This window comes from Nitratireductor aquibiodomus (assembly GCF_900105565.1).
GTDB lineage: Bacteria > Pseudomonadota > Alphaproteobacteria > Rhizobiales > Rhizobiaceae > Nitratireductor > Nitratireductor aquibiodomus.
Genome location: NZ_FNSL01000001.1, coordinates 3,163,092 through 3,187,718 on the forward strand (window position 1 = coordinate 3,163,092; position 24,627 = coordinate 3,187,718).

Below are 24,627 nucleotides of genomic sequence, written 5' to 3' on the forward strand. Positions count from 1 at the left end.
GGACAGGCAAGGTGGCATAGAGGAGGAAGGTGGAACAGCTCCGCAATAATCCCGTGGCCGGCACGCCGCTTCAGGCAGGCAGTTTCAGGTTTGCCTTTCGGGAGATTGCGCAGTTTCTGGCGCGTCCGAGTTCGGAAACGGTCCTGTTCTCGGACACACCTTTCGATGAAGAAAACCCGTCCCTTGAGGATATAGAGCGCCTTTCAGCGCGCATCGGGCTTGAGGTGGAACAACATAGCCGGCGCGAACTGGCCGGTGGCGCGCTCGATCTGCCCGTGCTCGTCGTTTTCGAAGACGGCACGGCACAGGCGCTCCTCGAGCCGTTGCCCAACGATCATCTGCGCACCACGCTCCTCCCCGATCCGATTGCGGAAGAAGGCATTGCGCTGAGGGATGTGCTTTCCAGGAACATCCGGCTGATCCTTTCTTTCAGTGTCATCTATCTGAACCAGTCGGAAAGCACGGACTCGACCCAGGCAAAGCAGATCGAAAAGCGCCACTGGCTCACGACGACCCTTGCACCGTTCTGGAAATCCTATGCCCAGGTCGCCATAGCGGCACTCTTCGTCAATCTGCTTGCGCTGGCCTCGCCCCTGTTCGTCATGAATGTCTATGACCGGGTGCTGCCCAATCAGGCGACGGCCACTCTCTGGGTTCTGGCGCTGGGCGTCGCAGGCGCGATCCTCTTCGACCTGCTTCTGAAAAGCGTGCGCGCGGCACTGATCGACTATGCCGGCCGCAAGGCCGACCTCAAACTGTCCTACCTTCTGTTCGAGAAGGTGCTGCATGCCACCATGGCCTCTCGCCCGATGTCGACGGGAGAATATGCCAATCGGGTCACTCAGTATGAGTTCGTGCGCGAATTCTTTACCTCGAACACGATCAGTACACTGATCGACAGCGTCTTCGTCTTCGTGTTCATCGCCGTCATCTACAGTGTTGGCGGCTGGCTCGCGGTCATTCCCGCGACGGCATTCGCCTTTGCCCTGATCATCGGTTTGATTGCCCAGTCCCGGATTGGCCGGCGTGTGGCGGCTGCCAACAATGAGGCCGCGCAACGCCAGTCTCTTCTGGTGGAAACGATCTCCACCATCGAGACGGTGAAATCCCTCCGCGCCGAGCGCACTTTGCTGCGCCGCTGGAGTGAGCTGGCCAAGAACGCATCGCGCACGGCGGAGGGCATCAAGCAGCTCTCCGCCTGGGCGGCGAACATGACGCAGTTCGTTCAGCAGCTTGTGACCGTGGGCCTGGTGGTCGCCGGTGCCTATGAATTCTCTGAAGGCAACATCTCGACCGGTGCGATCATCGCAACGGTCATGCTGTCGGGCCGCGCGGTCGCGCCGCTTGGCCAGATCGCAATGACGCTCTCACGCATGCGTCAGGCGCTTTTGTCGCTGCGCATTCTCAACACGATCATGGAACAGCCGGAGGATCGGCCGGAGAGTGCGGGGTTCGTCAATCGCGAGATCCGCTCCGGTGATGTTGCCTTTCGCAATGTGGGGTTCACCTATCCCGAGGCAGCAAGCCCGGCGCTGGTGGATTTCAACCTCTCGGTCAAGGGCGGTGAACGCGTCGGCATTATCGGCCGGATCGGATCGGGCAAGACCACGGCTGGCAGGCTGCTGGCAGGCCTCTATCCGCCATCGAGCGGCAACCTGCTCCTGGATGGCGTCGACATTCGCCAGTATCATCCCTCCGTCGTGCGTTCCGCCGTCGTTTTCACCTCGCAGAGCGCAGACCTCTTTTCGGGCTCGGTGAAGGAAAACCTCCTGATGGCGAAGCCGGGCGCAACGGACGATGAGCTGGTTGCCGCCGCCGAGTCTGCCGGTGTCGACGCCTTTGTCGCACGCCATCCCAGAGGCTACGACATGCCGGTGGGCGAGCGTGGCAGCCAGCTTTCGGGCGGACAGAGACAGGCAGTCGCCATCGCTCGTGTTCTGCTCAGCGATCCACGGGTCGTGTTCATGGATGAGCCGTCGGGTGCCATGGACCTGGCGAGTGAGCGCGAGCTCATCGCCCGGATGAAAACGGCCTTCCGCGAAGACGTGACGCTGATCATCTCCACTCATCGGCACAGCATGCTGCAGCTTGTCGACCGATTGGTGGTGATCGATCAGGGGCGTGTCATCGCCGACGGGCCCAAGGAGAGGGTGATCGAGGAATTGCAGAAGAACGCCGGGGGCGGGCGTTCAGGAAGGAAACAATAGGCCTCTCGCGGCGTCAATGATGCGCCCGGACAAGAAGAAAGGCGGATTGCTATGGACCGTCCTCCACTGGCTGCACGATTGGGGCTTGTCGTGATCGCGGCCCTGATGATGACCTTCATAGGCTGGGCCTCTATTGCCGAGGTTCAGGAGATCGCCCGCGGCGAAGGCAAGATCATACCGGTCTCCAAAACCCAGATCGTTCAATCGAGCGAGGCCGGAATCGTCCAGGAAATCGCTGTCACGATCGGGCAGACAGTCAGCAAGGGCGACCTGATCCTTCAGCTCGACGATACGGCAACGGCCTCTTCCCTTGGCGAAGCGGCGGCGCGGGCGCGCGCCCTGCGTGCGCAGGTCACCCGGCTCGCACTGGAGGAGAAGGGGGAGCTCGATGGGGAATATGTCTGCCCGGAAGAGCTTCGCGACGTCGCGCCGGACATCTGCCAGAACGAGGCCCGGCTTTTGCAGGCGCGTGCGGACAACATCAGGAACAAGCGTTCCGTTCTGGTGGAGCGGCGTCTGCAGCGGCTGAACGAGCTTGATGAAGCCCGCGCCAACATCACGCGACTGGAAGAAAATTTCGAACTTTCGCAGCGCGAGGCCGATCTTCTGGCGCCGATGGTCAAGCGCAAGCTCGTCGCACAGACCGAGCTGCTGCGCGTGCAGAAGGAGCTCGCCGAGACCCGCGGCCAGCTCGAATCCACGCGCGAATCGGTCGAGCGGATCGAGGCGTCAATCAACGAGGCAACGCTTCAGATCGACGAGCTCGCACTGCAGGTGCAGCAGGAAGCGCTGGCCGAGAAAACACAGGCCCTGGCAGAGCTTTCCGTTATCGAGGAGACCATTCGTGGCGCAAGCGACCGGGTGGCCCGCACCGATATCCGCTCACCGGTGGACGGCATCATCAACACGCTGGAGGTGAACACGATCGGCGCCTATGTGGAGCCGGGCACCGTGGTTGCAGGCGTGGTGCCGACGTCCGACACGCTTCTTGTGGAAGCGCGGATTTCGCCGCGCGATGTTGCGTTCGTTCGCCCGGGCCAGCCGGCACTCATCAAGGTGACCGCATATGACTTCTCGATCTATGGCGGACTGGAGGGCGAGGTGGCGAATGTGTCCGCCGATAGTCTCGTGGATCAGAACACCGGCGAAACCTACTATCAGGTCCGGGTCAAGACCGATCAGGCCGAACTGATCCGGGATGGGCGAAGCCATGCAATTTTCCCGGGGATGGTGGCCACCGCCGACATCATGACGGGTAAGAAAACCATCCTCGCCTACCTCATGAAACCGATCAACAAGGCGCGCAACGAGGCGCTTCGCGAGCGGTGAGCGATCATGACGAAACCTGCTGAAATCCCGAGAGACGAGGACTGGGCCTTCCAGCCCAGGTTCCGTGTGCTCCGCGTCGGCACGGCACGGCGCGGCATCCGGCTGGAGGAGATCTTCTGGACGGTCCTGCAACAGATTGCAGACGCGCGCGATTGCAGCGTCGGCGATGTTATCGAGGCCTGTGAAAACAGGCTGGAGAAGGGGGCAAACCTGTCTTCTGCCCTGCGCGTCGAAGCGGTGGGCTATCTGCAGGGGGCGCTGGAAACCGCCCGCAGGAAGATCGGCCGCCAGGCGGTGCGCAACCATGTCATGGCGAGCCCGTCACCATGCTTTGCCCTCACCGGTGACAAGCAGTTGATGGCCTACAACCCGGCATTCATCGGTTTCGTCCAGTCGCGTCTGTCGAGCCTGGCCACCGATACCACCGGAAGGGGCGTTCGTCTGTCACTGGACATTCAGTTCTCCGAACTGATCGAAAAGCTCAAGATCGAGGGGAGTGGTCCGGCGACGGTCGGTTTCGTCATCGGTGTCGACCGCCAGCTTATCCGAGGCCGTCTCAACGCGATTCTGGCCCCGCTGACAGAGCAGGAGGCGATCATCGGGTTCATCCTGCCCAATTAAGACAAGCCGAAAATTCGGTTAGTTCGCCTCGATGCGCTTGTTGGACACGCCGCGCCCGGCTGCGGTTTCAAACCCTTCTCCCGGCGCAAGATCGCGCGGCAGCGGTGCAAGCGTTGCCACCATGGAGCCGTCACGTTTCCTGCCGTGAATCCACGAGCGGTTGCCGCTGAGCGAATAAAGCGGGAGATAGCTTGCCAGGGCGGTGTCCTTCATCACACGGTCATGCAGATTGTCGAGCACGTAGTGGCCCCTGGTGGTGGAAACGGTCAGCACCGCATGGAAGAGAGAGCGGCTCTGATCCTGAAGCACGACAAGCGACATGCTGCTCAGGGGAATGCCCGCCGCGTTGAGTGCCGCCATCTTGAGTATCGCGTAGTCCTCGCAATCCCCCTTGCCGCGGTTGAGAATGTCGGTTGGCTTTGCCCACACATCAAGCCGGCGATAGTTGGCACGGTCGGACACGTAGGCGACATTCCGGTTGACCGCGCGATTGACCGCCGCCAGCTTCTCAGAAAACGGTTTCGCTTTGATTTCGCGGACGAGGCCGGCCAGTTCCACGGCGCGGGGCGTGCATCCGCTGCCATCGCCGCATGTGGCGAAATCGGCCCGTACGATGGATGGGTAGACGGCTTTCCAGTTTGCGCTCGACGGAAGCGCCTTGAAGGGGATGGCGACGGAACGGAACACGCCTGTCGCCGGGCGCGTCATTCTTCGGCTGTTCGCGGGGGTGCCGTCTGCCGTTCGCGCGGCCGCACGCACTGTCTTTGCATGAAGCCCCGCAGCGGCGGCCTGCCAGCGTTCCCTGACCATGGCAAGGCCGTTGCTCGCCGCGGCCATCGCCGCAGAAGCCGACAGAAGGTTCAGGCTCGATATGGTGGAGACCTGTGCAGGTGAAGGTGCATAATGTCCCGCATCTGCGTTCTGAGGAGTTATCGCCAGTACGAATGTCGAAATCGCCAGCGCTGCGCCCCTGAAAGTGTATGTATTTCTTTTTATATTCATTTGCCCGCCCCCGGATCTTGGCGAGAAGATAGTTGAAGCAAATGAAATGCCGATTAAGTAGCAGGGGTTATTTTCCGTTTGGATTTATTGCAGTATTTTATTTAAATGTGCATCGCCTCCGAAAAGACCCCCTTAACCATGATCGGACGGCGAACCTACCGCTCTGGAGGTGCCAGAAGGCGCGATTATACGGAAATATATATCATGTTATGATTGCAGGTTAACCAAACGGAAATTTTCGGTCGGAATCAATACCCCCATATATCAATGAACTATACATCGTATTGCGCCGACTAAACTTGCGTGGCTCGCTTCCCGGGAATTCTGTTTCCGGGGGTTATCATGGCCAGCCAAGATCGCACGAACACCACCGACGATCGCAAGATCGCTACCGAGCAATCTGCCGACGATCGGCTCAATCAACTCGAGCAGGCCGCACTTCAGGTCGCGCAGAATGACAGCGCGGGCGAGCCGGTCCCGGTCGATCCTGCCGCTGGCCAGCCCATCGAAACGTCCGCTGCTCCGGACGTTCCCGAAACGGTAACACCGGACGCGGACAACATTGTCCGCCTTCCCGAAGGCGTTTCCATCGATGAGATCAAACTCGATGGCGACAACCTGATTCTGGTTCAGCCCGATGGTTCGAGCATCACCATCCTCAATGCTGCGCTCAGGATTCCCACCTTCCTGATCGGTGACGTGGAGATTCCCGAGCTCGCGCTGACAGCGGCCCTGCAGGCCAATGGCATCGATGTTGCCGCCGGCCCCGATGGCGCACTGACGGTCGTCTCTGCCACGTCGCAGAGCGGCGGCGGCAATTTCACCACGCCCAATGCCGGTATCGGCGATGCCGGCCCGGTAATCGATCTCCTTCCGCCCACGGCCCTGCAGTTCGGTGCGCTGGAGCGGCGCGAACTTTTTCCAGCGCTGCGCGAAGATCGGGAGAACGATATCCCCGAGCTCAGCATAGTCAGCATCGGCACGCCTCCTGGCGAAGTGAATGAAAGCGCACTCGCATCCGGCTCTGGCGGAGGCACCACGGCGACCGCAGGCAACATCCTCGTCGATCCCGGCAATGACGGTCTTGCATCGCTGGTCGTTACGAACGTCGATGGTCTGAGCGTGGACGTGACCGGTGGCGGTCGTGTCGATGGTACCTATGGGACGCTGTTTGTCACGCCGAACGGCGACGGTACATACCGCTTTGAATACGTGCTGTCCCAAAACACGACCGACCACGATGGGCCGGGGAAGACAGGCGGCGACGACGTCGTCAGGGACGTCTTCAAATTCGTCGTGACTGATGGCAATGGTGACACCGCGACCGACAATCTGACAATTACCATCACCGATGATGGCCCGATCGCGGTCGACGATACGGACACCATCGCTGCGGGCGCGTTCGGCCCCGTAGCGGGCAATCTGATCACCGATGCCGAGGCCAATGGCGACAATGGCGCTGATACACCCGGTGCTGATGGCGCATCGGTGTCCTCGGTCATCGCGACCACGGCCGAAGGGCCGGCAAGTGCTGTCGGAACCGATACGGTGGTTGAGGGTCTCTACGGCGTTCTGACGATCTCCGCGGATGGCTCATACAGTTATGCGCGCAATCCCGGCACGGCGGGTGGCGTCCAGGATGTGTTCACCTACACGCTGAAGGATGGCGACGGGGACACCGACACGGCGACGCTGACGATCGACATCGGCGACGCGTCGGTCGAGATCCGCACGCCGGGTGTCGAGGAAGATGGCACCATCGTTTTCGAGCGGGGCCTTCCCGAGCGTGGTGCCGAGCCTGCGGGTTCGGGCGAGAGCGCGGATGGTGACGGCACGGACAATGACGACCCGTCGGAGGCGACGTCGGGCACGGTGACGTTCACGGCGCCGGATGGCGTCCAGTCGGTCAGCGTTGCCGGCACGGCGCTTGCCCTTGGCGATCCGTTCCCGCAGACGGTGTCGAGCGACGCGACGGGCACGCTGGTGGTGACGGGCTACAGCTACAATGCGGTCACGGGTCAGGGCTCGATCAGCTACAGCTACACGCTGACGGACAACACGCTTGCCGATCCGGACGGTGTGTCGTTCGGCGTGACGGTGACGGATGCGGATGGCGACAGCCAGTCGGGCACGATCGACATCGCCATTATTGACGATGCGCCGGTTGCGGTTGCCGACACGGACAGCATCGGTGCGGGTCAGTTCGGCCCGGCGGCGGGCAATGTGATCACGGATGCGGAAGGCGATGGCGGTGCCGACACGGTCGGTGCGGACGATGCGTCTGTCGTTGGCGTTGCCGCCGGGAACACGGGTGCGGATCTGGACAATGCGGGCACGGTCGGCACGGTGATCCAGGGCGCCTATGGCAAACTGACGCTGAACGCGGACGGCTCCTACAGCTACACCCGCGATGCCGGCACGGCCGGCGGCGTGTCGGATGTGTTCACCTACACGCTGAAGGACGGCGACGGCGACCTGACGCACACGACGCTGACGATCGACATCGGCAATGCGCCGCCCGAGATCGGCAACCTGACGCCGAAGGCGGATGGTGGCGATGTGGCGGTTGACGAGGATGACCTTGCGGCGGGTCGCGGCGGCGGCAAGCCGGCCGGTTCGGACGGCAGCGATAGCACGACACAGTCGGGCACGTTCACGGTCAGCTCGCCCGATGGCATCGCGTCGCTGACGATCGGCGGTCAGAGCTTCATCACCAATGGCGTGTTCACGGCGGGTTCGGTGACAACCGGCCTCGGCAACACGCTCAATGTGACGGGCTATGACGCCGGCACGGGCGTTGTGAGCTACAGCTACACGCTTGTCGACAACGAGACGCATGGCACGGGCGCGGGCGAGAACGACCTGTTCGAGGACTTTGCGGTTGTGCTGACCGATCAGGACGGCCAGAGCGCCAATGATGTCCTGTCGGTGAAGACCGTCGACGACGTCCCCGAGGCCATGGCCGATACGGACAGCATCGGTGCGGGTCAGTTCGGCCCGGCTGCGGGCAATGTGATCACGGATGCGGAAGGCGATGGCGGTGCCGACACGGTCGGTGCGGACGATGCGTCTGTCGTTGGCGTTGCCGCCGGGAACACGGGTGCGGACCTGGACAATGCGGGCACGGTCGGCACGGTGATCCAGGGCGCCTATGGCAAACTGACGCTGAACGCGGACGGCTCCTACAGCTACACCCGCGATGCCGGCACGGCCGGCGGCGTGTCGGATGTGTTCACCTACACGCTGAAGGACGGCGACGGCGACCTGACGCACACGACGCTGACGATCGACATCGGCAATGCGCCGCCCGAGATCGGCAACCTGACGCCGAAGGCGGATGGTGGCGATGTGGCGGTTGACGAGGATGACCTTGCGGCGGGCCGCGGCGGCGGCAAGCCGGCCGGTTCGGACGGCAGCGATAGCACGACGCAGTCGGGCACGTTCACGGTCAGCTCGCCCGATGGCATCGCGTCGCTGACGATCGGCGGTCAGAGCTTCATCACCAATGGCGTGTTCACGGCGGGTTCGGTGACAACCGGCCTCGGCAACACGCTCAATGTGACGGGCTATGACGCCGGCACGGGCGTTGTGAGCTACAGCTACACGCTTGTCGACAACGAGACGCATGGCACGGGCGCGGGCGAGAACGACCTGTTCGAGGACTTTGCGGTTGTGCTGACCGATCAGGACGGCCAGAGCGCCAATGATGTCCTGTCGGTGAAGATCGTCGACGACGTCCCCGAGGCCATGGCCGATACGGACAGCATCGGTGCGGGTCAGTTCGGCCCGGCTGCGGGCAATGTGATCACGGATGCGGAAGGCGATGGCGGTGCCGACACGGTCGGTGCGGACGATGCGTCTGTCGTTGGCGTTGCCGCCGGGAACACGGGTGCGGATCTGGACAATGCGGGCACGGTCGGCACGGTGATCCAGGGCGCCTATGGCAAACTGACGCTGAACGCGGACGGCTCCTACAGCTACACCCGCGATGCCGGCACGGCCGGCGGCGTGTCGGATGTGTTCACCTACACGCTGAAGGACGGCGACGGCGACCTGACGCACACGACGCTGACGATCGACATCGGCAATGCGCCGCCCGAGATCGGCAACCTGACGCCGAAGGCGGATGGTGGCGATGTGGCGGTTGACGAGGATGATCTTGCGGCGGGTCGCGGCGGCGGCAAGCCGGCCGGTTCGGACGGCAGCGATAGCACGACACAGTCGGGCACGTTCACGATCAGCTCGCCCGATGGCATCGCGTCGCTGACGATCGGCGGTCAGAGCTTCATCACCAATGGCGTGTTCACGGCGGGTTCGGTGACAACCGGCCTCGGCAACACGCTCAATGTGACGGGCTATGACGCAGGCACGGGCGTTGTGAGCTACAGCTACACGCTTGTCGACAACGAGACGCATGGCGCGGGCGCAGGCGAGAACGACCTGTTCGAGGACTTTGCGGTTGTGCTGACCGACCAGGACGGCCAGAGCGCCAATGATGTCCTGTCGGTTAAGATCGTCGATGACGTCCCCGAGGCCATGGCCGACACGGACAGCATCGGTGCGGGTCAGTTCGGCCCGGCGACGGGCAATGTGATCACGGATGCGGAAGGCGATGGCGGTGCCGACACGGTCGGTGCGGACGATGCGTCTGTCGTTGGCGTTGCCGCCGGGAACACGGGTGCGGATCTGGACAATGCGGGCACGGTCGGCACGGTGATCCAGGGCGCCTATGGCAAGCTGACGCTGAACGCGAACGGCTCCTACAGCTACACCCGCGATGCCGGGACCAAAGGTGGCGTGTCGGATGTGTTCACCTACACGCTGAAGGACGGCGACGGCGACCTGACGCACACGACGCTGACGATCGACATCGGCGACAGCGGTGTGACGGTGACGACGCCGCAGCCGGGCGATGACGGCACGACCGTCCATGAGAAGGGCCTCGCCGAGCGCGGCGCCGAGCCTGCGGGTTCGGGCGAGAGCGCGGATGGTGACGGCACGAACAATGACGACCCGTCGGAGGCGACGTCGGGCACGGTGACGTTCACGGCGCCGGATGGCGTCCAGTCGGTCAGCGTTGCCGGCACGGCGCTTGCCCTTGGCGATCCGTTCCCGCAGACGGTGTCGAGCGATGCGACGGGCACGCTGGTGGTGACGGGCTACAGCTACAATGCGGTCACGGGTCAGGGCTCGATCAGCTACAGCTACACGCTGACGGACAACACGCTTGCCGATCCGGACGGTGTGTCGTTCGGCGTGACGGTGACGGATGCGGATGGCGACAGCCAGTCGGGCACGATCGACATCGCCATTATTGACGATGCGCCGGTTGCGGTTGCCGACACGGACAGCATCGGTGCGGGTCAGTTCGGCCCGGCGGCGGGCAATGTGATCACGGATGCGGAAGGCGATGGCGGTGCCGACACGGTCGGTGCGGACGATGCGTCTGTCGTTGGCGTTGCCGCCGGGAACACGGGTGCGGATCTGGACAATGCGGGCACGGTCGGCACGGTGATCCAGGGCGCCTATGGCAAGCTGACGCTGAACGCGGACGGCTCCTACAGCTACACCCGCGATGCCGGCACGGCCGGCGGCGTGTCGGATGTGTTCACCTACACGCTGAAGGACGGCGACGGCGACCTGACGCACACGACGCTGACGATCGACATCGGCAATGCGCCGCCCGAGATCGGCAACCTGACGCCGAAGGCGGATGGTGGCGATGTGGCGGTTGACGAGGATGACCTTGCGGCGGGTCGCGGCGGCGGCAAGCCGGCCGGTTCGGACGGCAGCGATAGCACGACACAGTCGGGCACGTTCACGATCAGCTCGCCCGATGGCATCGCGTCGCTGACGATCGGCGGTCAGAGCTTCATCACCAATGGCGTGTTCACGGCGGGTTCGGTGACAACCGGCCTCGGCAACACGCTCAATGTGACGGGCTATGACGCCGGCACGGGCGTTGTGAGCTACAGCTACACGCTTGTCGACAACGAGACGCATGGCGCGGGCGCGGGCGAGAACGACCTGTTCGAGGACTTTGCGGTTGTGCTGACCGATCAGGACGGCCAGAGCGCCAACGATGTCCTGTCGGTGAAGGTCGTCGACGACGTCCCCGAGGCCATGGCCGACACGGACAGCATCGGTGCGGGTCAGTTCGGCCCGGCGACGGGCAATGTGATCACGGATGCTGAGGGCGATGGCGGTGCCGATACGGTCGGTGCGGACGATGCCTCTGTCGTTGGCGTTGCCGCCGGCGACACGGGTGCGGACTTGGACAATGCGGGCACGGTCGGCACGGTGATCCAGGGCACCTATGGCAAGCTGACGCTGAACGCGGACGGCTCCTACAGCTACACCCGCGATGCCGGCACGGCCGGTGGCGTCCAGGATGTGTTCACCTACACGCTGAAGGACGGCGACGGCGACCTGACGCACACGACGCTGACGATCGACATCGGCAATGCACCGCCCGAGATCGGCAACCTGACGCCGAAGGCGGATGGTGGCGATGTGGCGGTTGACGAGGATGACCTTGCGGCGGGTCGCGGCGGCGGCAAGCCGGCCGGTTCGGACGGCAGCGATAGCACGACACAGTCGGGTACGTTCACAATCAGCTCGCCCGATGGCATCGCGTCGCTGACGATCGGCGGTCAGAGCTTCATCACCAATGGCGTGTTCACGGCGGGTTCGGTGACAACCGGCCTCGGCAACACGCTCAATGTGACGGGCTATGACGCCGGCACGGGCGTTGTGAGCTACAGCTACACGCTTGTCGACAACGAGGCGCATGGCACGGGTGCAGGCGAGAACGATCTGTTCGAGGACTTTGCGGTTGTGCTGACCGATCAGGATGGCCAGAGCGCCAACGATGTCCTGTCGGTGAAGATCGTCGACGACATCCCCGAGGCCATGGCCGACACGGACAGTGCCATCGAAGGTGGCATTGCGGACGGCAATGTCCTGACAGGCTCCGGCGGCTCGGACGCGAACGCGACGGATGGTGTCGCCGATATTCAGGGCGCGGATGGCGCGACGGTGACGTCCATCGTGGCCACCACGGCGGGCGGCAGCGCAACGAATGTGGGCACCAACACCGTGGTCAACGGCCAGTATGGCACGCTTACCATCTCCTCCGACGGCTCCTACAGCTACCAGTCCACGCCGGGCGCTGTTGCGAGCGGTACGGTTCAGGACGTCTTCACTTACACGATCACCGATGCCGACGGCGATCCGTCCACCACCACGCTGACGATCAATGTCAACGACAGTGGTCTGGCGACGCCCGACTACACGGTCACGGTGAATGAAGCGGCGCTGGACCTCAACAAGGACGGTGACGATCTTGTCCCGGGAACGGTGACGGGTTCGCTGCCGGGCTCCACGGACGAGACCTCTGGCGGTACGGCCTCGGCGACCGGTGGCACCGGGCCTTACACCTACGCCCTGCAGACCGGCGGCAATGCGGTGACGGCAGGCACCTATGGTTCGATCCAGGTCAACAGCGACGGCACCTATACCTACACGCTGAGTTCCAACTATCTGAACGCGACGGCGGATGACGGGGTTCAGACCATCAGCGGAGCCGAAAGCTTCACCTATGTTGCCACCGATGCATTCGGCAACACCACGACCGGGACGATCTCCATCGACATCATCGACGATGTGCCGAAGGCCGAGGCTGCAGCCGGCGAGACAGCATCGGTTGTGCTCGATGAATCCGATGGCAGCGGCTCTGGCACGGACGGGATCAACCCCGGTCAGATTCAGGCCGGCGACATCCAGGGCCTGTTCGCCACCCCGGATTTCGGGGCAGATGGCGCCGGCTCAGTGGCCTATTCGTTCTCCGCGACCGACGGTGCGGCGACCGGCCTTTGGCTGACAGGCCAGTCGGGTGCGGCGAACGAGATCATTCTCGTGAAGGTTTCCGACACCGTCTATGAAGGTCGCGCCGGGGGGGGCGTCGGGACGCCCGCCTTCACGGTTTCCATCAATGGCGCGACGGGCGCGGTCACGGTCACGCAGCACGAGACGCTGGAACACACTGTCGATGGCGGCCCGGGTGCGGCACATGACGATGCGCTCTTCCTTGGTGGTGCTGCGGCCATTTCCGTTGTCCAGACGGTGACGGATGCCGATGGCGACACGGCCACGGCGACAAGCGCCAGTGCGCTTTCGATCCGGTTCGATGACGACGGACCGACGGCGAAGCCTGACACGGCCAGTCTGACCCTCGGAACCGAGAGCTTCAACATCGCTTTCGTGCTCGATTTCAGCGGCAGCGTGAGCAACAGTGAACTCGATCAGATGCTCGATGCCGTGAAGGCCGCCGGGCAGGCGTTCTTCAGCGGCACAACGGGTGACGTGCAGATCGAACTGGTCGCCTTTTCATCGAGCGCTTTGTCTGCCCCGGGACCCTTCACGGATTACGCGTCTTTTGCTGCGCAGATTGACGCCTGGAATCCTGCTGAAGGCGGGTCGCGGCCCTACAATGGAGGCACTGACTTCACTGCGGCCATTGAGGAAACGATGGCGACCTATACGCCACTGGCCGATTACAACAATCAGGTCTTCTTCCTCAGCGATGGCAATCCGAATGAGCAGATCGGTGCCGGCGGGCATTCTCTGCTTGGCAGCACGCAGACCGCCTGGAACAACTTTGTTCAGGACAATGATGTGACGGTTCAGACGGTCGGTATCGGCAACAATATCGATGTCGAGCAGTTGCAGGATGTCGATGAGGCCGACGGTGACAATACGGTCGTCTCGGTCTCCAATTTCGACGATCTTGTCGAAGCGCTTCTCGACCTGGCCAATCAGGTGAACGTTTCCGGCAATGTCCTGCTGGGGGACGACAATGCTGCCGGCGGCGGGGACGATGACGGCTTCGGCGCTGATGGTGGGCGTATCCTCTCCGTCAAGGTCGATGGCGTGACCTACACCTATGATCCGGATGCCGATCAGATCACGAACGATGGTGGTGAACCGGTTCAGGCTGGCAGCGGTCTGGAGGTCGACACGCCGCTGGGCGGGGTGCTCGAACTCGATTTCAATACGGGTGCCTGGGATTACCAGGCGAACTCGGGAACGACGGCTGGAACCGAGACGTTCGACTATGTCATCATCGACAATGATGGTGACACGTCGACCACCCAGTTGACGGTGAATGTCTTGCCGCCGCCTGAAATTGTTGATGATCTCGTCTTGACGAACATCACCGACTATTCCGCGATCAGCATTCCGACCCAGGCGTTGCTCCACAACGATGACGGCAAAGGCGCGCCGCTCCATGTTGCGGCGGTCGACAATGCGCAGGATGGAAGCGTGAGTTTGCCGGATGACGTGGTCTTCACACCCTCGAATACACCGGCTTCGTTTGTTGATGAAGATTTCAGCGCCGGGCTGGGCGGATTCACATATGAGGACAATCATTATTCGGATCGATACTACCAGACGACTGGGAGTGACGCGTCTGGTCAAAGAGAGACGGGCGGCATAGCCAACGATGGTGCGCTGGCTCTTTATCTTGGTGGGAACAACGGTACTAACCGCGAGAACATGAACGGCGCATTCACGCGCTCATTCAATCTTGCCAGCACGACCACCGTGACCATCACCTTCGATTACTACGCCTTCCTATCGGGACAGTCTGACAATACGGACGATGTCTGGGTGCTCGCCGACGTCGATGGGAACGCGTTTGGAGCGGGCGGGGTGATTGATGAATTGATCGGTTCGAGTTCGAGCAACTCCGACCATCAGTCGACGGGCTGGCAAACCTTCTCGACCACGCTGACCCTTTCTGCCGGTGAACACACACTCTCTCTCGGCGGGTTGATGACGTCGAAGGAGCAAGGCAATGAGTATGCCGATGTCTACTTCGATAACGTCAGTGTTGAATACGACCCGACCCCGGCCTTCTCCAGCGGCGGGTTCGATTATACCGCCTCAACGGGAGAGGCCTCGGTTGATGGCCATGTAACGGTCACGGGGGTATCGGGCAGCGTCATCACCGGAACCAGTGCGGATGAGGTTCTTGTCGGCAATGACAGCGGCTCGACGCTGCTCGGCATGGGGGGCGACGACGCCCTTATCGGTGGTGACGGTGACGATCTTCTCATCGGCGGCGAAGGTGCGGACCTGCTAATCGGCGGTGAGGGGCAGAACACCTACGATCTGACCGACATCGACAATGCCGAGGACACGGTGGTGCTCGATCAGTCGGCGCTTGCCGGGCTCGATCCGGACGCGATCATCGGTTTTGGATCGGAAGATGTCGTAGACCTGACAGAGCTCGTTTCAATTGGTCCGGGGGACAATGTCGCCGACTATGTCAGGCTCAACCCCGGTAATTCCACGCAGTTGCAGGTGGATGCCGATGGAACGGCCGGATCTGAGGACTGGGTGACAGTCGCCACGTTCGACGTGCCGCAGACACCTTCCACCATCAAGATCCTCTACGAGGATGACGGCAGTGACAATTCGGGCACGGTCTGAACAGGATGGGGCGATGCAGCCGCTTGTTGGCGGCCGCAGGTTTGATAAGCTGGCAGGAACCGTGTAATTTTCCGGCTAGTGCATTCTTGCAGTCAGGTGAATTTACCTGACGTCCGCATAAATGCGGAAAACAGGCAGTTTGATCGCTTATCAAGTCCTCGAGACGCCGAAGCGATCCAGGGAATACACCATGGGCGAAGAGCGCCGAGGGGGACCTATGAAAAAGCTGACTTTGGGTTTTGCAGTCATTGTCGGGGCCGTTCTGGCCGGACCGGTGCAGTCCGCCGATCTCTCAACGGGAGGGTATTGCCCGGTGGCGCAGAATGCCAGGCTCCTTTCGATTGAGAGCAATGCTTCGCTCACCGGTGAGGTCATCCGCCTGATGGATGAGGCCGTGGCCGTTGCCGACAGCCCGCAATGGATCAATTCGGGCCGGCCGGCTTTCGTGTGGGCATCCGAAGCCAAGGTCGCCTGTGGCAAGGCTTATGGCTATCTGCAATCCGAATACCGCGACGAGGACTATCTGAACAAATGCGAGTGCTTCCATGCCCGCATGGTTCGCTACATGTATTGATCCCGTTGATCCGGCGCCTTGATGAACCTCGCATTCGACACGCGACCTGAGTGTCATGGAAAATTCCGCTTTTCCGTGAGGCTGGGGCGGTCGCTGGCCCTGTGTGCCGTGCTCGCCCTCGCAGCCTGCCAGTCTTCGGGTGTGGACGACACGCTGAAAGTGGAGGACGCCAGCGTTGCTCCTTCCGCCGCGGGGCTCGAAACGGTTGGCTCCGGTCCGGTGACAGTCGGCATGGTGGCGAACCTTGCCGGTTCGGCCCGCGCCTCGGAGCGCGATTATCGTGACGGCGCGAAACTGGCTGCAGAGCAGCTGGGGGGTGATCAGGTCACACTTGCCATCTACAACGCCCGCTCCGACGCTGCCGACACGAAGAGGGCGGTCGATACGCTTGTCGAGCACGGCGCGAAGATCGTTATCGGCCCCTCGCAGGCTGGGCTCCTGAGTGCCCTGCCGGCCGGTGGCGCGAACCCGCCCGTCATGGCGCTGGTTTCGAATGCCGTGCCGCGCAGGCCGGGCGTCTTCGCCTTCCTGTCGGATGAAGTGGACGGCAGCATCGAAGCCGCCGCTTACGCGATCGGAGCCGGGCGCCGGAACATCGTGATCGTACACGCAGCCGATGCGGACGGTGCCACGCTCGATCGGCTGCGCGCCGGCATCAAGGCGAAGGGTGGCAACATCATCGCAAACCTGCCCGTTGCGGCAAACTCCACCGATGAGCTGGCAGGCAAGGCTGCACAGCTTCCGGCCGCCGAGGCTGTCGTTCTTGCGCCGGGTTTGAAGGCACCCGGCGCCACATTGGCCGGGCTACGGGCCACCGGGGCGCTGCCGGGCAATGCGCTGGTTCTTTCAACACCCGAGATATCTCCCGGTCCTGCCGTCGCGGGGGTGCTGATGTGCCGTGTCGACCAGTTCGCTGTGGGAGACGTCACCCAGAGCTTCCGGACAAAGTATGGTCGGGCAATGACGAAAGACGCTGCCTATGGGTTCGATGCGGCAGCCCTCGCTATCGGCATTGCACGGGCCAGGGGCGCTGCCGGGCTGACGGCTGGAACGCTAACCGCGCGATCCGGCTTTCGTGGCGTTCTTGGCTCGTTTCGATTCACCAGCTCCGGTGCGGTCGAGCGGAATTGCTCCATCTACCGGGTGGAAGGCAATGCTTTCAAATTGCAGGATCCGGCTCCCGAAGGTTTCTGATCTTGGTTTCTTCTTCGCCTATACCTGAATAGGCCTTGGCTTTCGCCAAAAACGCCGCTTAAATGATTTCCGGGAGTGAACTGGATAAGGCTTTCGGCTGTCTGGCGCGGTCGCAGGCTTGCGCGGGAGGCGTGGCTTGGCGGTTTCTGTTCTCATTGTCCGCATTGTCGTCGCGCTTGATGCGTGTACGCGGCGCTTCGCCCGGCGTGCGCGCAGCTCCGGCTTACCGGCTTTATCAGGCCTTTTCGCGTTGACGCGGTGTCCATCGCGCCGACCTACGACCGGATTGTCCTGCAGCTTCGCTGATCCATTTGAAGGAGCAGGGCACATCGCAACCTAGGACGCTGTTCCGCATTCGCGGCAACGAGCCCGAGGCAAGGGAGGAATACATGACCGAAATCTCGATGACGGTGAACGGCAGGGCGGCGCGCGCCTCTGTGCCGGACAATACGCTTTTGGTGGATTTCCTGCGCGAGCATCTACGCCTCACCGGCACGCATGTGGGCTGCGACACCAGCCAGTGCGGGGCCTGTGTCGTTCATGTCAACGGGCGTGCGGTAAAGAGCTGCACCATGCTCGCCGCCTCCGCCGAAGGCGCGGAAGTCACGACGATTGAGGGGCTGGCCAATGGCGAACTCCATCCCATGCAGGCGGCGTTCAAGGAAAACCATGGCCTGCAATGCGGCTTCTGCACGCCGGGCATGATCATGTCGGCGACTGACATGGTGGCCCGCTACAGGGCAGCCGGCAAGGAACTGACGGAAGAGGCAATCCGCCACGAGCTGGAAGGCAATATCTGCCGCTGCACCGGCTATCACAACATCGTCCGAGCCATTCAGGATGGCGCGGCGAAGATGGCTGCGAGCTGAGGGAGGACATGAGATGAGCGAACAAGGCATCGGCGCCCGCGTCCTTCGTAAGGAAGACAAGCGCTTCATTACCGGCAAGGGCCGGTACACCGACGACATTCGCAATGAACGGCAGTCCTATGCTGCCTTCGTGCGCAGTCCGCATGCCCACGCAAAGGTCAAATCCATCGACACCGCCGAAGCGGAGAAGATGGACGGTGTGATTGCCGTCCTCAACGGCAAGCAACTGACCGATGACGGTATCGGAAACCTCATCTGCGGCTGGGCTGTCAACTCGAAGGACGGCAATCCCATGAACATGGGCGCCTGGTCCGCACTCGCCACCGACAAGGTGCGCTATGTGGGTGATGCGGTCGTTCTCGTCGTGGCCGAGACGCAGGCCCAGGCACGCGCTGCTGCCGAAGCCGTGGAAGTCGATTATGAAGAACTCCCGGCCGTCGTGCATGCGGTCGATGCGCTGAAAGACGGTGCACCGCAGGTTCATGACAATGCGCCCGGAAACCTCATCTTCGACTGGGGGCTGGGCGAAGAGGCCGCCGTCGACAAGGCGCTTGCCGGTGCCGCCCATGTCACCGAGATGAAGATCCTCAACAACCGCCTGTCGCCAAATCCGATGGAGCCGCGTTCGGCAATCGCCACCTATGACGAGGCGGAAGATCACTATACGCTCTACACCACCAGCCAGAACCCACACGTGGCGAGGCTGGTGCTCTCCGCCTTTTATCAGGTCGCGCCAGAGCACAAGCTGCGTGTCATCGCCCCCGACGTGGGCGGCGGATTCGGCTCCAAAATCTACATCTACCCGGAGGAGATCGCCTGCCTCTGGGCGTCCATGAAGACCAGACGTTCGGTCAAATGGACATCCAGCCGGTCCGAGGCGTTCCTTACAGATGCGCATGGCCGCGATCATGTATCCATAGCGAAGATCGGCTTCGATGCGCAGAACCGCATCGTTGGTCTGAAGGTCGACACCATCGCCAATCTCGGCGCCTATATGTCGCTCTTTTCTTCGGCGGTGCCGACCTATCTCTATGCGACTCTTCTTTCGGGCCAGTACGACATCGCCAACATCTATTGCAATGTGCGCACGGTCTACACTAACACCGCGCCGGTGGATGCCTATCGCGGCGCAGGCCGCCCCGAAGCCTGCTTCCTTGTCGAACGCATCATGGAAACGGCCGCGCGCGAACTGGGAGTCGACCCGGCAGAACTGCGCCGCGCGAATTTCATCCGCCAGTTCCCGCATGAGACGCCCGTCATCATGACCTATGATGCAGGCGACTTTGCCGGCAATCTCGATCAGGCGCTGGAGGCGGCTGATTACAAGGGCTTCCCCGCCCGGCGCGCGGAAGCGGCCAAACGCGGAAAGCTGCGCGGCATCGGGCTTGCCTCCTATATCGAGGCCTGCGGCATCGCGCCCTCGGCGGCGGTCGGTTCGCTAGGCGCTGGTGTCGGCCTTTGGGAGAGTGCCGAGGTGCGGGTCAATCCCGTCGGCACAATCGAGGTCCTGACCGGCAGCCACAGCCACGGACAGGGGCATGAAACCACCTTCGCCCAGGTGGTGGCGGAGCGTTTCGGACTGCCCATCGACAACATTCAGATCGTGCATGGCGACACCGACAAGGTGCAATTTGGCATGGGCACCTATGGTTCGCGCTCCGGCCCGGTCGGTCTCTCGGCCATCGTCAAGGCGCTCGACAAGGTCGAGGCCAAGGTCAAGAAGATCGCCGCCCATGTGCTTGAAGTCTCCGAGGACGATCTCGTCGTGGAGAACGGCGAGGTGAAGGTGGCCGGCACCGACCGGTCCATGGCCTGGCACGAGGTTGGTCTTGCCGCTTACACCGCCCACAATCTGCCTGCCGGCATGGAACCGGGGCTGAAGGAGGGGGCGTTCTACGATCCCACCAATTTCACCTTCCCCGCAGGCACCTATGTCTGCGAAGTGGAGGTGGACCCCGAAACGGGTGAGACGAAGATCGTCCAGTTCGTCGCCTCGGATGATTTCGGTACCATCATCAACCCGATGATCGTGGAGGGCCAGGTGCATGGCGGCATCGCCCAGGGTGTCGGTCAGGCCATGCTTGAAAACGTGGTCTATGACGAAGACGGCCAGCTCCTGTCGGCCAGCTACATGGATTACACCATGCCGCGCGCCGACAATGTGCCGAGTTTCGCCATTCACCACCATTCCACCAAGAGCCCGTCAAACCCGCTCGGCATGAAGGGCTGCGGCGAGGCGGGCGCCATCGGCACACCGCCGGCGGTCATCAACGCCATCACCGATGCAATCGGCAACAATGATCTCCAGATGCCGGCCACGCCGCCGCGCGTCTGGGCCGCATTGCAGGCCGCTTCGGCAAAGATCGCGGCAGAATAGGGAGGCCCACCATGTATGATGTAACCTATCACCGTGCCGCAAGCGTCGACGATGCGGCTGCGAAATTCTCTGCCGCCTCCGATGGGCAGTTGCTTGCCGGCGGCCAGACCCTGCTTCCCACGATGAAGCACCGGCTTGCGGCGCCTTCGGACCTTATCGACCTGCGCGGTATTGCCGATCTTGTGGGCGTGAAAGTCTCGGGGCGCAAGGTCACCATCGGTGCCATGACCACCCATGCGGCGGTCGCCGAAAACGCCGAACTCGCAAAGGTCTGCCCCGCCATCGTCAAGCTGGCCGGCGGCATCGGTGACCCGGCCGTTCGCCATCAGGGAACCATCGGCGGCTCCATAGCCAACAACGACCCCGCGGCAGACTATCCGGCGGGTCTTCTGGCGCTCGCAGCCACGATCCACACAAACCGGCGCGAGATTGCCGCGGATGAGTTCTTCACCGGGCTGTTCTCGACCGGGCTTGATGAGGGTGAGATCATCACCGCCGTCAGCTTCGAGGCACCGGAGGCCTGCGGCTACGCAAAATTCCCCAATCCAGCCTCGCGCTATGCCATGACCGGGGTCTTCGTGGCCAAAGCTGGTGGCGCCGTGCGCGTTGCAGTCACGGGAGCCGGATCGGATGGCGTGTTCCGTCATGAGGGGCTCGAACAGGCCCTGTCGAAGGACTGGTCAGCCGCTGCGGTGGACGGGGTGAAAATCTCGGCTGACGGGCTCATGTCAGACATCCATTGCGATGCTGCCTATCGCGCCAATCTGATCCGGGCGATGGCCAAACGCGCGATCGGCTAAACAGGAAGCGGAAGCAGCAAAGCCCGGGCGCAACCTGCCCGGGCTTTGTCGTGGGATAACAGAGATTGTCCGAGGCCGGTTCAGCGCTTCATCAGGTCGATGGCCGCTGCCGCTATGGCCTTCACCGCCGTTGGAATACACGCCTCGTCCAGGTCGAAATCGCTACGATGGAGCATCGTCTTTCGGTCCTTGAGACGCGAACCGATCCTCAGATGCGCGCTCGGCACACGGGTCGAAAACTCCGCGTAATCCTCGCTGCCCATGGAGCCCTGCGGCAGTTCGATCACCTTTTCGTCGCCAATCATGCCGCGCGCGGTCTCAAGCACGGGATGCAGAATGTCCGGATCGTTCACCACAGGCGGAACGCCGGTCAGGAAGGTCGGTTCGCAGGTCACCCGATGGGTCAGCGCGATGCCTGCGCAGACGCGTTCAATGGCGGCCTTTACCGCCTCGCGCACGGCGGGGTTCTGGCTGCGCGTCGTGCCTTCAAGCGTCACACTGTCGGGGATCTGGTTGCGTGCCGATCCACCCTTTATCGAGCCGACGGTCACCACCGCCGCTTCCAGCGGGGCGATCTCGCGGGCAACGATCGTCTGGAGCGAGGAAACGAGGTTGCCGGCAGCGACGATCGGGTCGACCGCCAGATGCGGATGCGCCCCATGGCCTGACTGGCCGGTGATCGTGATGTCGAACGGATCGGTGGAAGCGAAGGCCGTTTTCGGATGATAGCCGATCGTGCCGCCGTCGATCAGCGGCCAGTTGTGGTAGCCGAGCATGATGTCGGGTTCGACCCACTCGAACAGACCGTCCTCCAGCATGGCGCGCGCGCCGCCCAGTCCTTCCTCCGCCGGCTGAAACACCATCAGCGCCCGGCCCGGCAACGCATCTGCAAGGCGTGCCAGCACTTCGCTCACACCAAGCGCAATGGCCGTGTGCGCATCGTGCCCACAGGCATGCATCTTGCCCGGGTTGCGCGATTTGTACTCCGGCGAACCGGTTTCCTCGATCGGCAGCGCGTCCATGTCGCCACGAATACCGATGGTTTTGCCGTTGCCCTGTCCGATGGTGGCTGCGACACCGGTTTTTCCGATACCGGAGCGATGATCGACTCCGAGACGTGTCAGCTCCCGCATCACCAGCGCCGAGGTCTCGTATTCCTCAAAGCCGAGTTCCGGATTGGCATGGAGCTGCCGGCGGATTTCGATCAGGCGCGGTGTGATCTCGGCGGTGATCTCTTCAATGCGCGCGCGCAGGTTTTGCTCTTCACTCATGGCTGGGCAGCAGTCCTCGATAAGTAAAAAATGGCCGGCGCAGCCTGTCAGGACCACGCCGGCAGTTGTCGTCAGGGGATCGGCTATTCCTTGCCGATTTCGACGATCTGCTTATAGACGTCTTCGCCCCAGACACCCTTGCCAAGGTCGTCACGCACGGACTGCGTGGCTTCCATGAACGGCGTCTTGTCGGGATGGGTGACCGTCACGCCGGCCGCTTCCATCTCGGCGATGTATTTCTTGGTCTGGTCCGGCATCAGCTCGTCAACCTTTGCGGTCGAGGCGTCGTTGGCCTTCTGGAGAAGCGCCTGATCTTCCTCCGAAAGGCCCTGCCAGAACTGATCGCTGATGACGACATAAGCGGGCTTGTTGATGTAATCGACCATCGCCACGCCCTTCTGCACTTCATAGAATTTCTGCGCGTAGATGGTCTCAACCGGGTTTTCCTGCCCGTCGACAATGCCGGTCTGCAAGGCGGTGTAAACCTCAGCGAAGGCCATCGGTGTGGGGTTGGCGCCCAGCGCGCGCAGCGATTCCACATAGTAGTCGCGTTCCGGTGCGCGCAGCTTCAGGCCGCTAAGGTCGTCCATGGAATTGATGACCACATTGGCGCTGATCTGGCGCGGGCTGCGTGGCATGAAACCGAGCATCCGCACCTGACGCTCAGCGGTGAGCCGCTCGTTCCATTCCTTGCCGAAATCCGTATCGAGCACCTTCTTGTAGTTGTCGATGCCGTTCATCAGATAGGGCAGGGCGAGATATTCGATTTCCTTGAGGCCGGGGTCGCCGCTTGCCAGCATCTGCGTCGAGCCGAGCGCCATCTGCGCATAAACCTCACGCGGGGTGCCCAACTGATCGCCCGGGAAAATCGTCACCGTGTGATCGGAGTTCTCCTCCACCACGCGCTTGAACTCCTGGGCGCCTTCATACTGTGCCTCGCCCGGCTGGGCCCAGAGCGCATAGCGGATTTCGTCCGCCTGTGCGCTGGCCGTCGCCAGAAGAACGGCGCTGAGTGCGAGTGCTTTCATCTTCATGCTGCATACTCCCCTTTTGATTTCGCTTTTGTGGATGAAGAAACGGACCGCATGTGCTCCACAAAGTCGGAGCAGAACGTCACGAGGTGATCGACGAAGCGTTCGCCCTTATCAGCCGACGAGCGGGACGCATCACCCCCGGCAATGCCGTTGGAGCAGTGATCGTCCACATTGACCGGCAGGCCGATCTCCGTGCCCTGAAAGCGCACCGCGGCAAGCCCGGCAGTGGGCAGGTCGATCATCTTGCCGAACTGGGTATCGATCTCCACGGCATCCATGCGGGTGAGATCCGGGAAAAGGTGCAGATAGACCGAAGTGATCGGGTCGCCGCCATGCGCAAACGCCTTCTTGCCGAACTCGCCATGGACCTCTTGCCAGAGGGCATCGGGAATCGAACGCCATAGATTGATGCAGGGAACCAGCACGTCATGGTCGCGCCGGACCGCGCGTATGACCTGGTCGATCAACGGGGCATTGCCGCTGTGGCCGTTGACGATCACAAGCTTCGTGAGCCCGTGGTCGAGAAAATTGTCGAGCATGTCGCGCAGCGTGGCGCGGAACGCATCGGCCGAAAGCGCGATGCCACCCGGTACCGAGCGGAAATATTCCGCATAACCAAAAGGCATGGTGGGTGCCGCAATGGCCCCGCTTTTCTCCGCCACGCGGCTGGCGATTTCACGGGTCAGCATGAAGTCGCCCATCGGCACCATCGGCCCCTGGATTTCCTGTGAGCCAAGGGGGATGAGGATCACCGGATCCTCGCCCATCCGCTCCTGGAATTCCAGAAAGGTCATGTCCTCCAGAAGGTGCTTCTTCGCGGTACTCATTGATGCATGGACTCCAAAGTCATTG

13 protein-coding genes are annotated in these 24,627 nt (G+C 62.4%); 9 read left to right on the forward strand and 4 right to left on the reverse strand.

The features are described from left to right. Positions 1–29 precede the first annotated feature (29 nt). Genes BLW55_RS15060 through BLW55_RS15070 form a run of 3 tightly spaced genes read left to right on the forward strand, consistent with a single transcriptional unit; the run spans position 30 to position 4,157 of the window. On the forward strand, positions 30–2,207 hold the full coding sequence (locus BLW55_RS15060) for a type I secretion system permease/ATPase (protein ID WP_090329337.1): 2,178 nt from the start codon (positions 30–32) through the stop codon (positions 2,205–2,207). Between the two features lie 51 nt (positions 2,208–2,258). Beyond that, positions 2,259–3,536, forward strand: a complete 1,278-nt coding sequence (locus BLW55_RS15065; protein ID WP_090329338.1) for an HlyD family type I secretion periplasmic adaptor subunit — start codon at positions 2,259–2,261, stop codon at positions 3,534–3,536. Positions 3,537–3,542: 6 nt separating this feature from the next. Continuing rightward, positions 3,543–4,157: a ribbon-helix-helix domain-containing protein gene (locus BLW55_RS15070; RefSeq protein ID WP_007009472.1), complete on the forward strand. Its 615-nt coding sequence runs from the start codon at positions 3,543–3,545 to the stop codon at positions 4,155–4,157. Between the two features lie 18 nt (positions 4,158–4,175). On the opposite strand, the gene BLW55_RS15075 is transcribed toward BLW55_RS15070, so the two are convergent. Next, positions 4,176–5,159, reverse strand: coding sequence for a transglutaminase-like cysteine peptidase (locus tag BLW55_RS15075; RefSeq protein WP_244509091.1), 984 nt, complete (start codon positions 5,157–5,159; stop codon positions 4,176–4,178). A 342-nt stretch (positions 5,160–5,501) separates the two neighbouring features. Between BLW55_RS15075 and BLW55_RS15080 the strand changes: the two genes are divergently transcribed. The 6 genes from BLW55_RS15080 to BLW55_RS15105 all read left to right on the forward strand — a co-directional run bounded on the left by BLW55_RS15080 (position 5,502) and on the right by BLW55_RS15105 (position 21,470). Further along, on the forward strand, positions 5,502–15,656 hold the full coding sequence (locus tag BLW55_RS15080) for a beta strand repeat-containing protein (protein ID WP_090329340.1): 10,155 nt from the start codon (positions 5,502–5,504) through the stop codon (positions 15,654–15,656). A gap of 217 nt (positions 15,657–15,873) precedes the next feature. Then, positions 15,874–16,230, forward strand: a complete 357-nt coding sequence (locus BLW55_RS15085) for a hypothetical protein (RefSeq protein ID WP_007006849.1) — start codon at positions 15,874–15,876, stop codon at positions 16,228–16,230. A gap of 21 nt (positions 16,231–16,251) precedes the next feature. After that, positions 16,252–17,424 (forward strand): ABC transporter substrate-binding protein, encoded by a 1,173-nt coding sequence (locus BLW55_RS15090; protein WP_244509092.1) that lies wholly within the window; start codon positions 16,252–16,254, stop codon positions 17,422–17,424. Positions 17,425–17,813: 389 nt separating this feature from the next. Beyond that, the gene (locus BLW55_RS15095) at positions 17,814–18,293 is read left to right on the forward strand and encodes a (2Fe-2S)-binding protein (RefSeq protein ID WP_007006851.1); all 480 of its coding nucleotides are present in this window, start codon (positions 17,814–17,816) and stop codon (positions 18,291–18,293) included. Positions 18,294–18,306: 13 nt separating this feature from the next. Further along, positions 18,307–20,670, forward strand: a complete 2,364-nt coding sequence (locus BLW55_RS15100; protein ID WP_090329341.1) for a xanthine dehydrogenase family protein molybdopterin-binding subunit — start codon at positions 18,307–18,309, stop codon at positions 20,668–20,670. 11 nt (positions 20,671–20,681) lie between these two features. Beyond that, complete coding sequence (locus BLW55_RS15105) at positions 20,682–21,470, forward strand: FAD binding domain-containing protein (protein ID WP_090329342.1); 789 nt, start codon at positions 20,682–20,684, stop codon at positions 21,468–21,470. A gap of 80 nt (positions 21,471–21,550) precedes the next feature. Here BLW55_RS15105 and BLW55_RS15110 read toward each other — a convergent pair whose 3' ends face one another. The 3 genes from BLW55_RS15110 to BLW55_RS15120 form a co-directional block, all read right to left on the reverse strand. Next, positions 21,551–22,741, reverse strand: a complete 1,191-nt coding sequence (locus BLW55_RS15110; protein WP_090329343.1) for a M20 metallopeptidase family protein — start codon at positions 22,739–22,741, stop codon at positions 21,551–21,553. 83 nt (positions 22,742–22,824) lie between these two features. Continuing rightward, a complete protein-coding gene (locus BLW55_RS15115; protein ID WP_090329344.1) occupies positions 22,825–23,775 on the reverse strand; it encodes a TRAP transporter substrate-binding protein in 951 nt (316 codons plus the stop codon). Next, positions 23,772–24,602: a creatininase family protein gene (locus BLW55_RS15120; protein WP_090329345.1), complete on the reverse strand. Its 831-nt coding sequence runs from the start codon at positions 24,600–24,602 to the stop codon at positions 23,772–23,774. The genes BLW55_RS15115 and BLW55_RS15120 overlap by 4 nt, the downstream gene beginning before the upstream one ends. Between the last annotated feature and the right edge of the window lie 25 nt (positions 24,603–24,627).

Coding starts and splice junctions, on each gene's coding strand:
- BLW55_RS15095 (WP_007006851.1), top strand. CDS start 17,814: ATGACCGAAATCTCGATGACGGTGAACGGCAGGGCGGCGCGCGCCTCT.
- BLW55_RS15085 (WP_007006849.1), top strand. CDS start 15,874: ATGAAAAAGCTGACTTTGGGTTTTGCAGTCATTGTCGGGGCCGTTCTG.
- BLW55_RS15110 (WP_090329343.1), bottom strand. CDS start 22,741: ATGAGTGAAGAGCAAAACCTGCGCGCGCGCATTGAAGAGATCACCGCC.
- BLW55_RS15100 (WP_090329341.1), top strand. CDS start 18,307: ATGAGCGAACAAGGCATCGGCGCCCGCGTCCTTCGTAAGGAAGACAAG.
- BLW55_RS15065 (WP_090329338.1), top strand. CDS start 2,259: ATGGACCGTCCTCCACTGGCTGCACGATTGGGGCTTGTCGTGATCGCG.
- BLW55_RS15080 (WP_090329340.1), top strand. CDS start 5,502: ATGGCCAGCCAAGATCGCACGAACACCACCGACGATCGCAAGATCGCT.
- BLW55_RS15105 (WP_090329342.1), top strand. CDS start 20,682: ATGTATGATGTAACCTATCACCGTGCCGCAAGCGTCGACGATGCGGCT.
- BLW55_RS15115 (WP_090329344.1), bottom strand. CDS start 23,775: ATGAAGATGAAAGCACTCGCACTCAGCGCCGTTCTTCTGGCGACGGCC.
- BLW55_RS15090 (WP_244509092.1), top strand. CDS start 16,252: ATGAACCTCGCATTCGACACGCGACCTGAGTGTCATGGAAAATTCCGC.
- BLW55_RS15120 (WP_090329345.1), bottom strand. CDS start 24,602: ATGAGTACCGCGAAGAAGCACCTTCTGGAGGACATGACCTTTCTGGAA.
- BLW55_RS15070 (WP_007009472.1), top strand. CDS start 3,543: ATGACGAAACCTGCTGAAATCCCGAGAGACGAGGACTGGGCCTTCCAG.
- BLW55_RS15075 (WP_244509091.1), bottom strand. CDS start 5,159: ATGAATATAAAAAGAAATACATACACTTTCAGGGGCGCAGCGCTGGCG.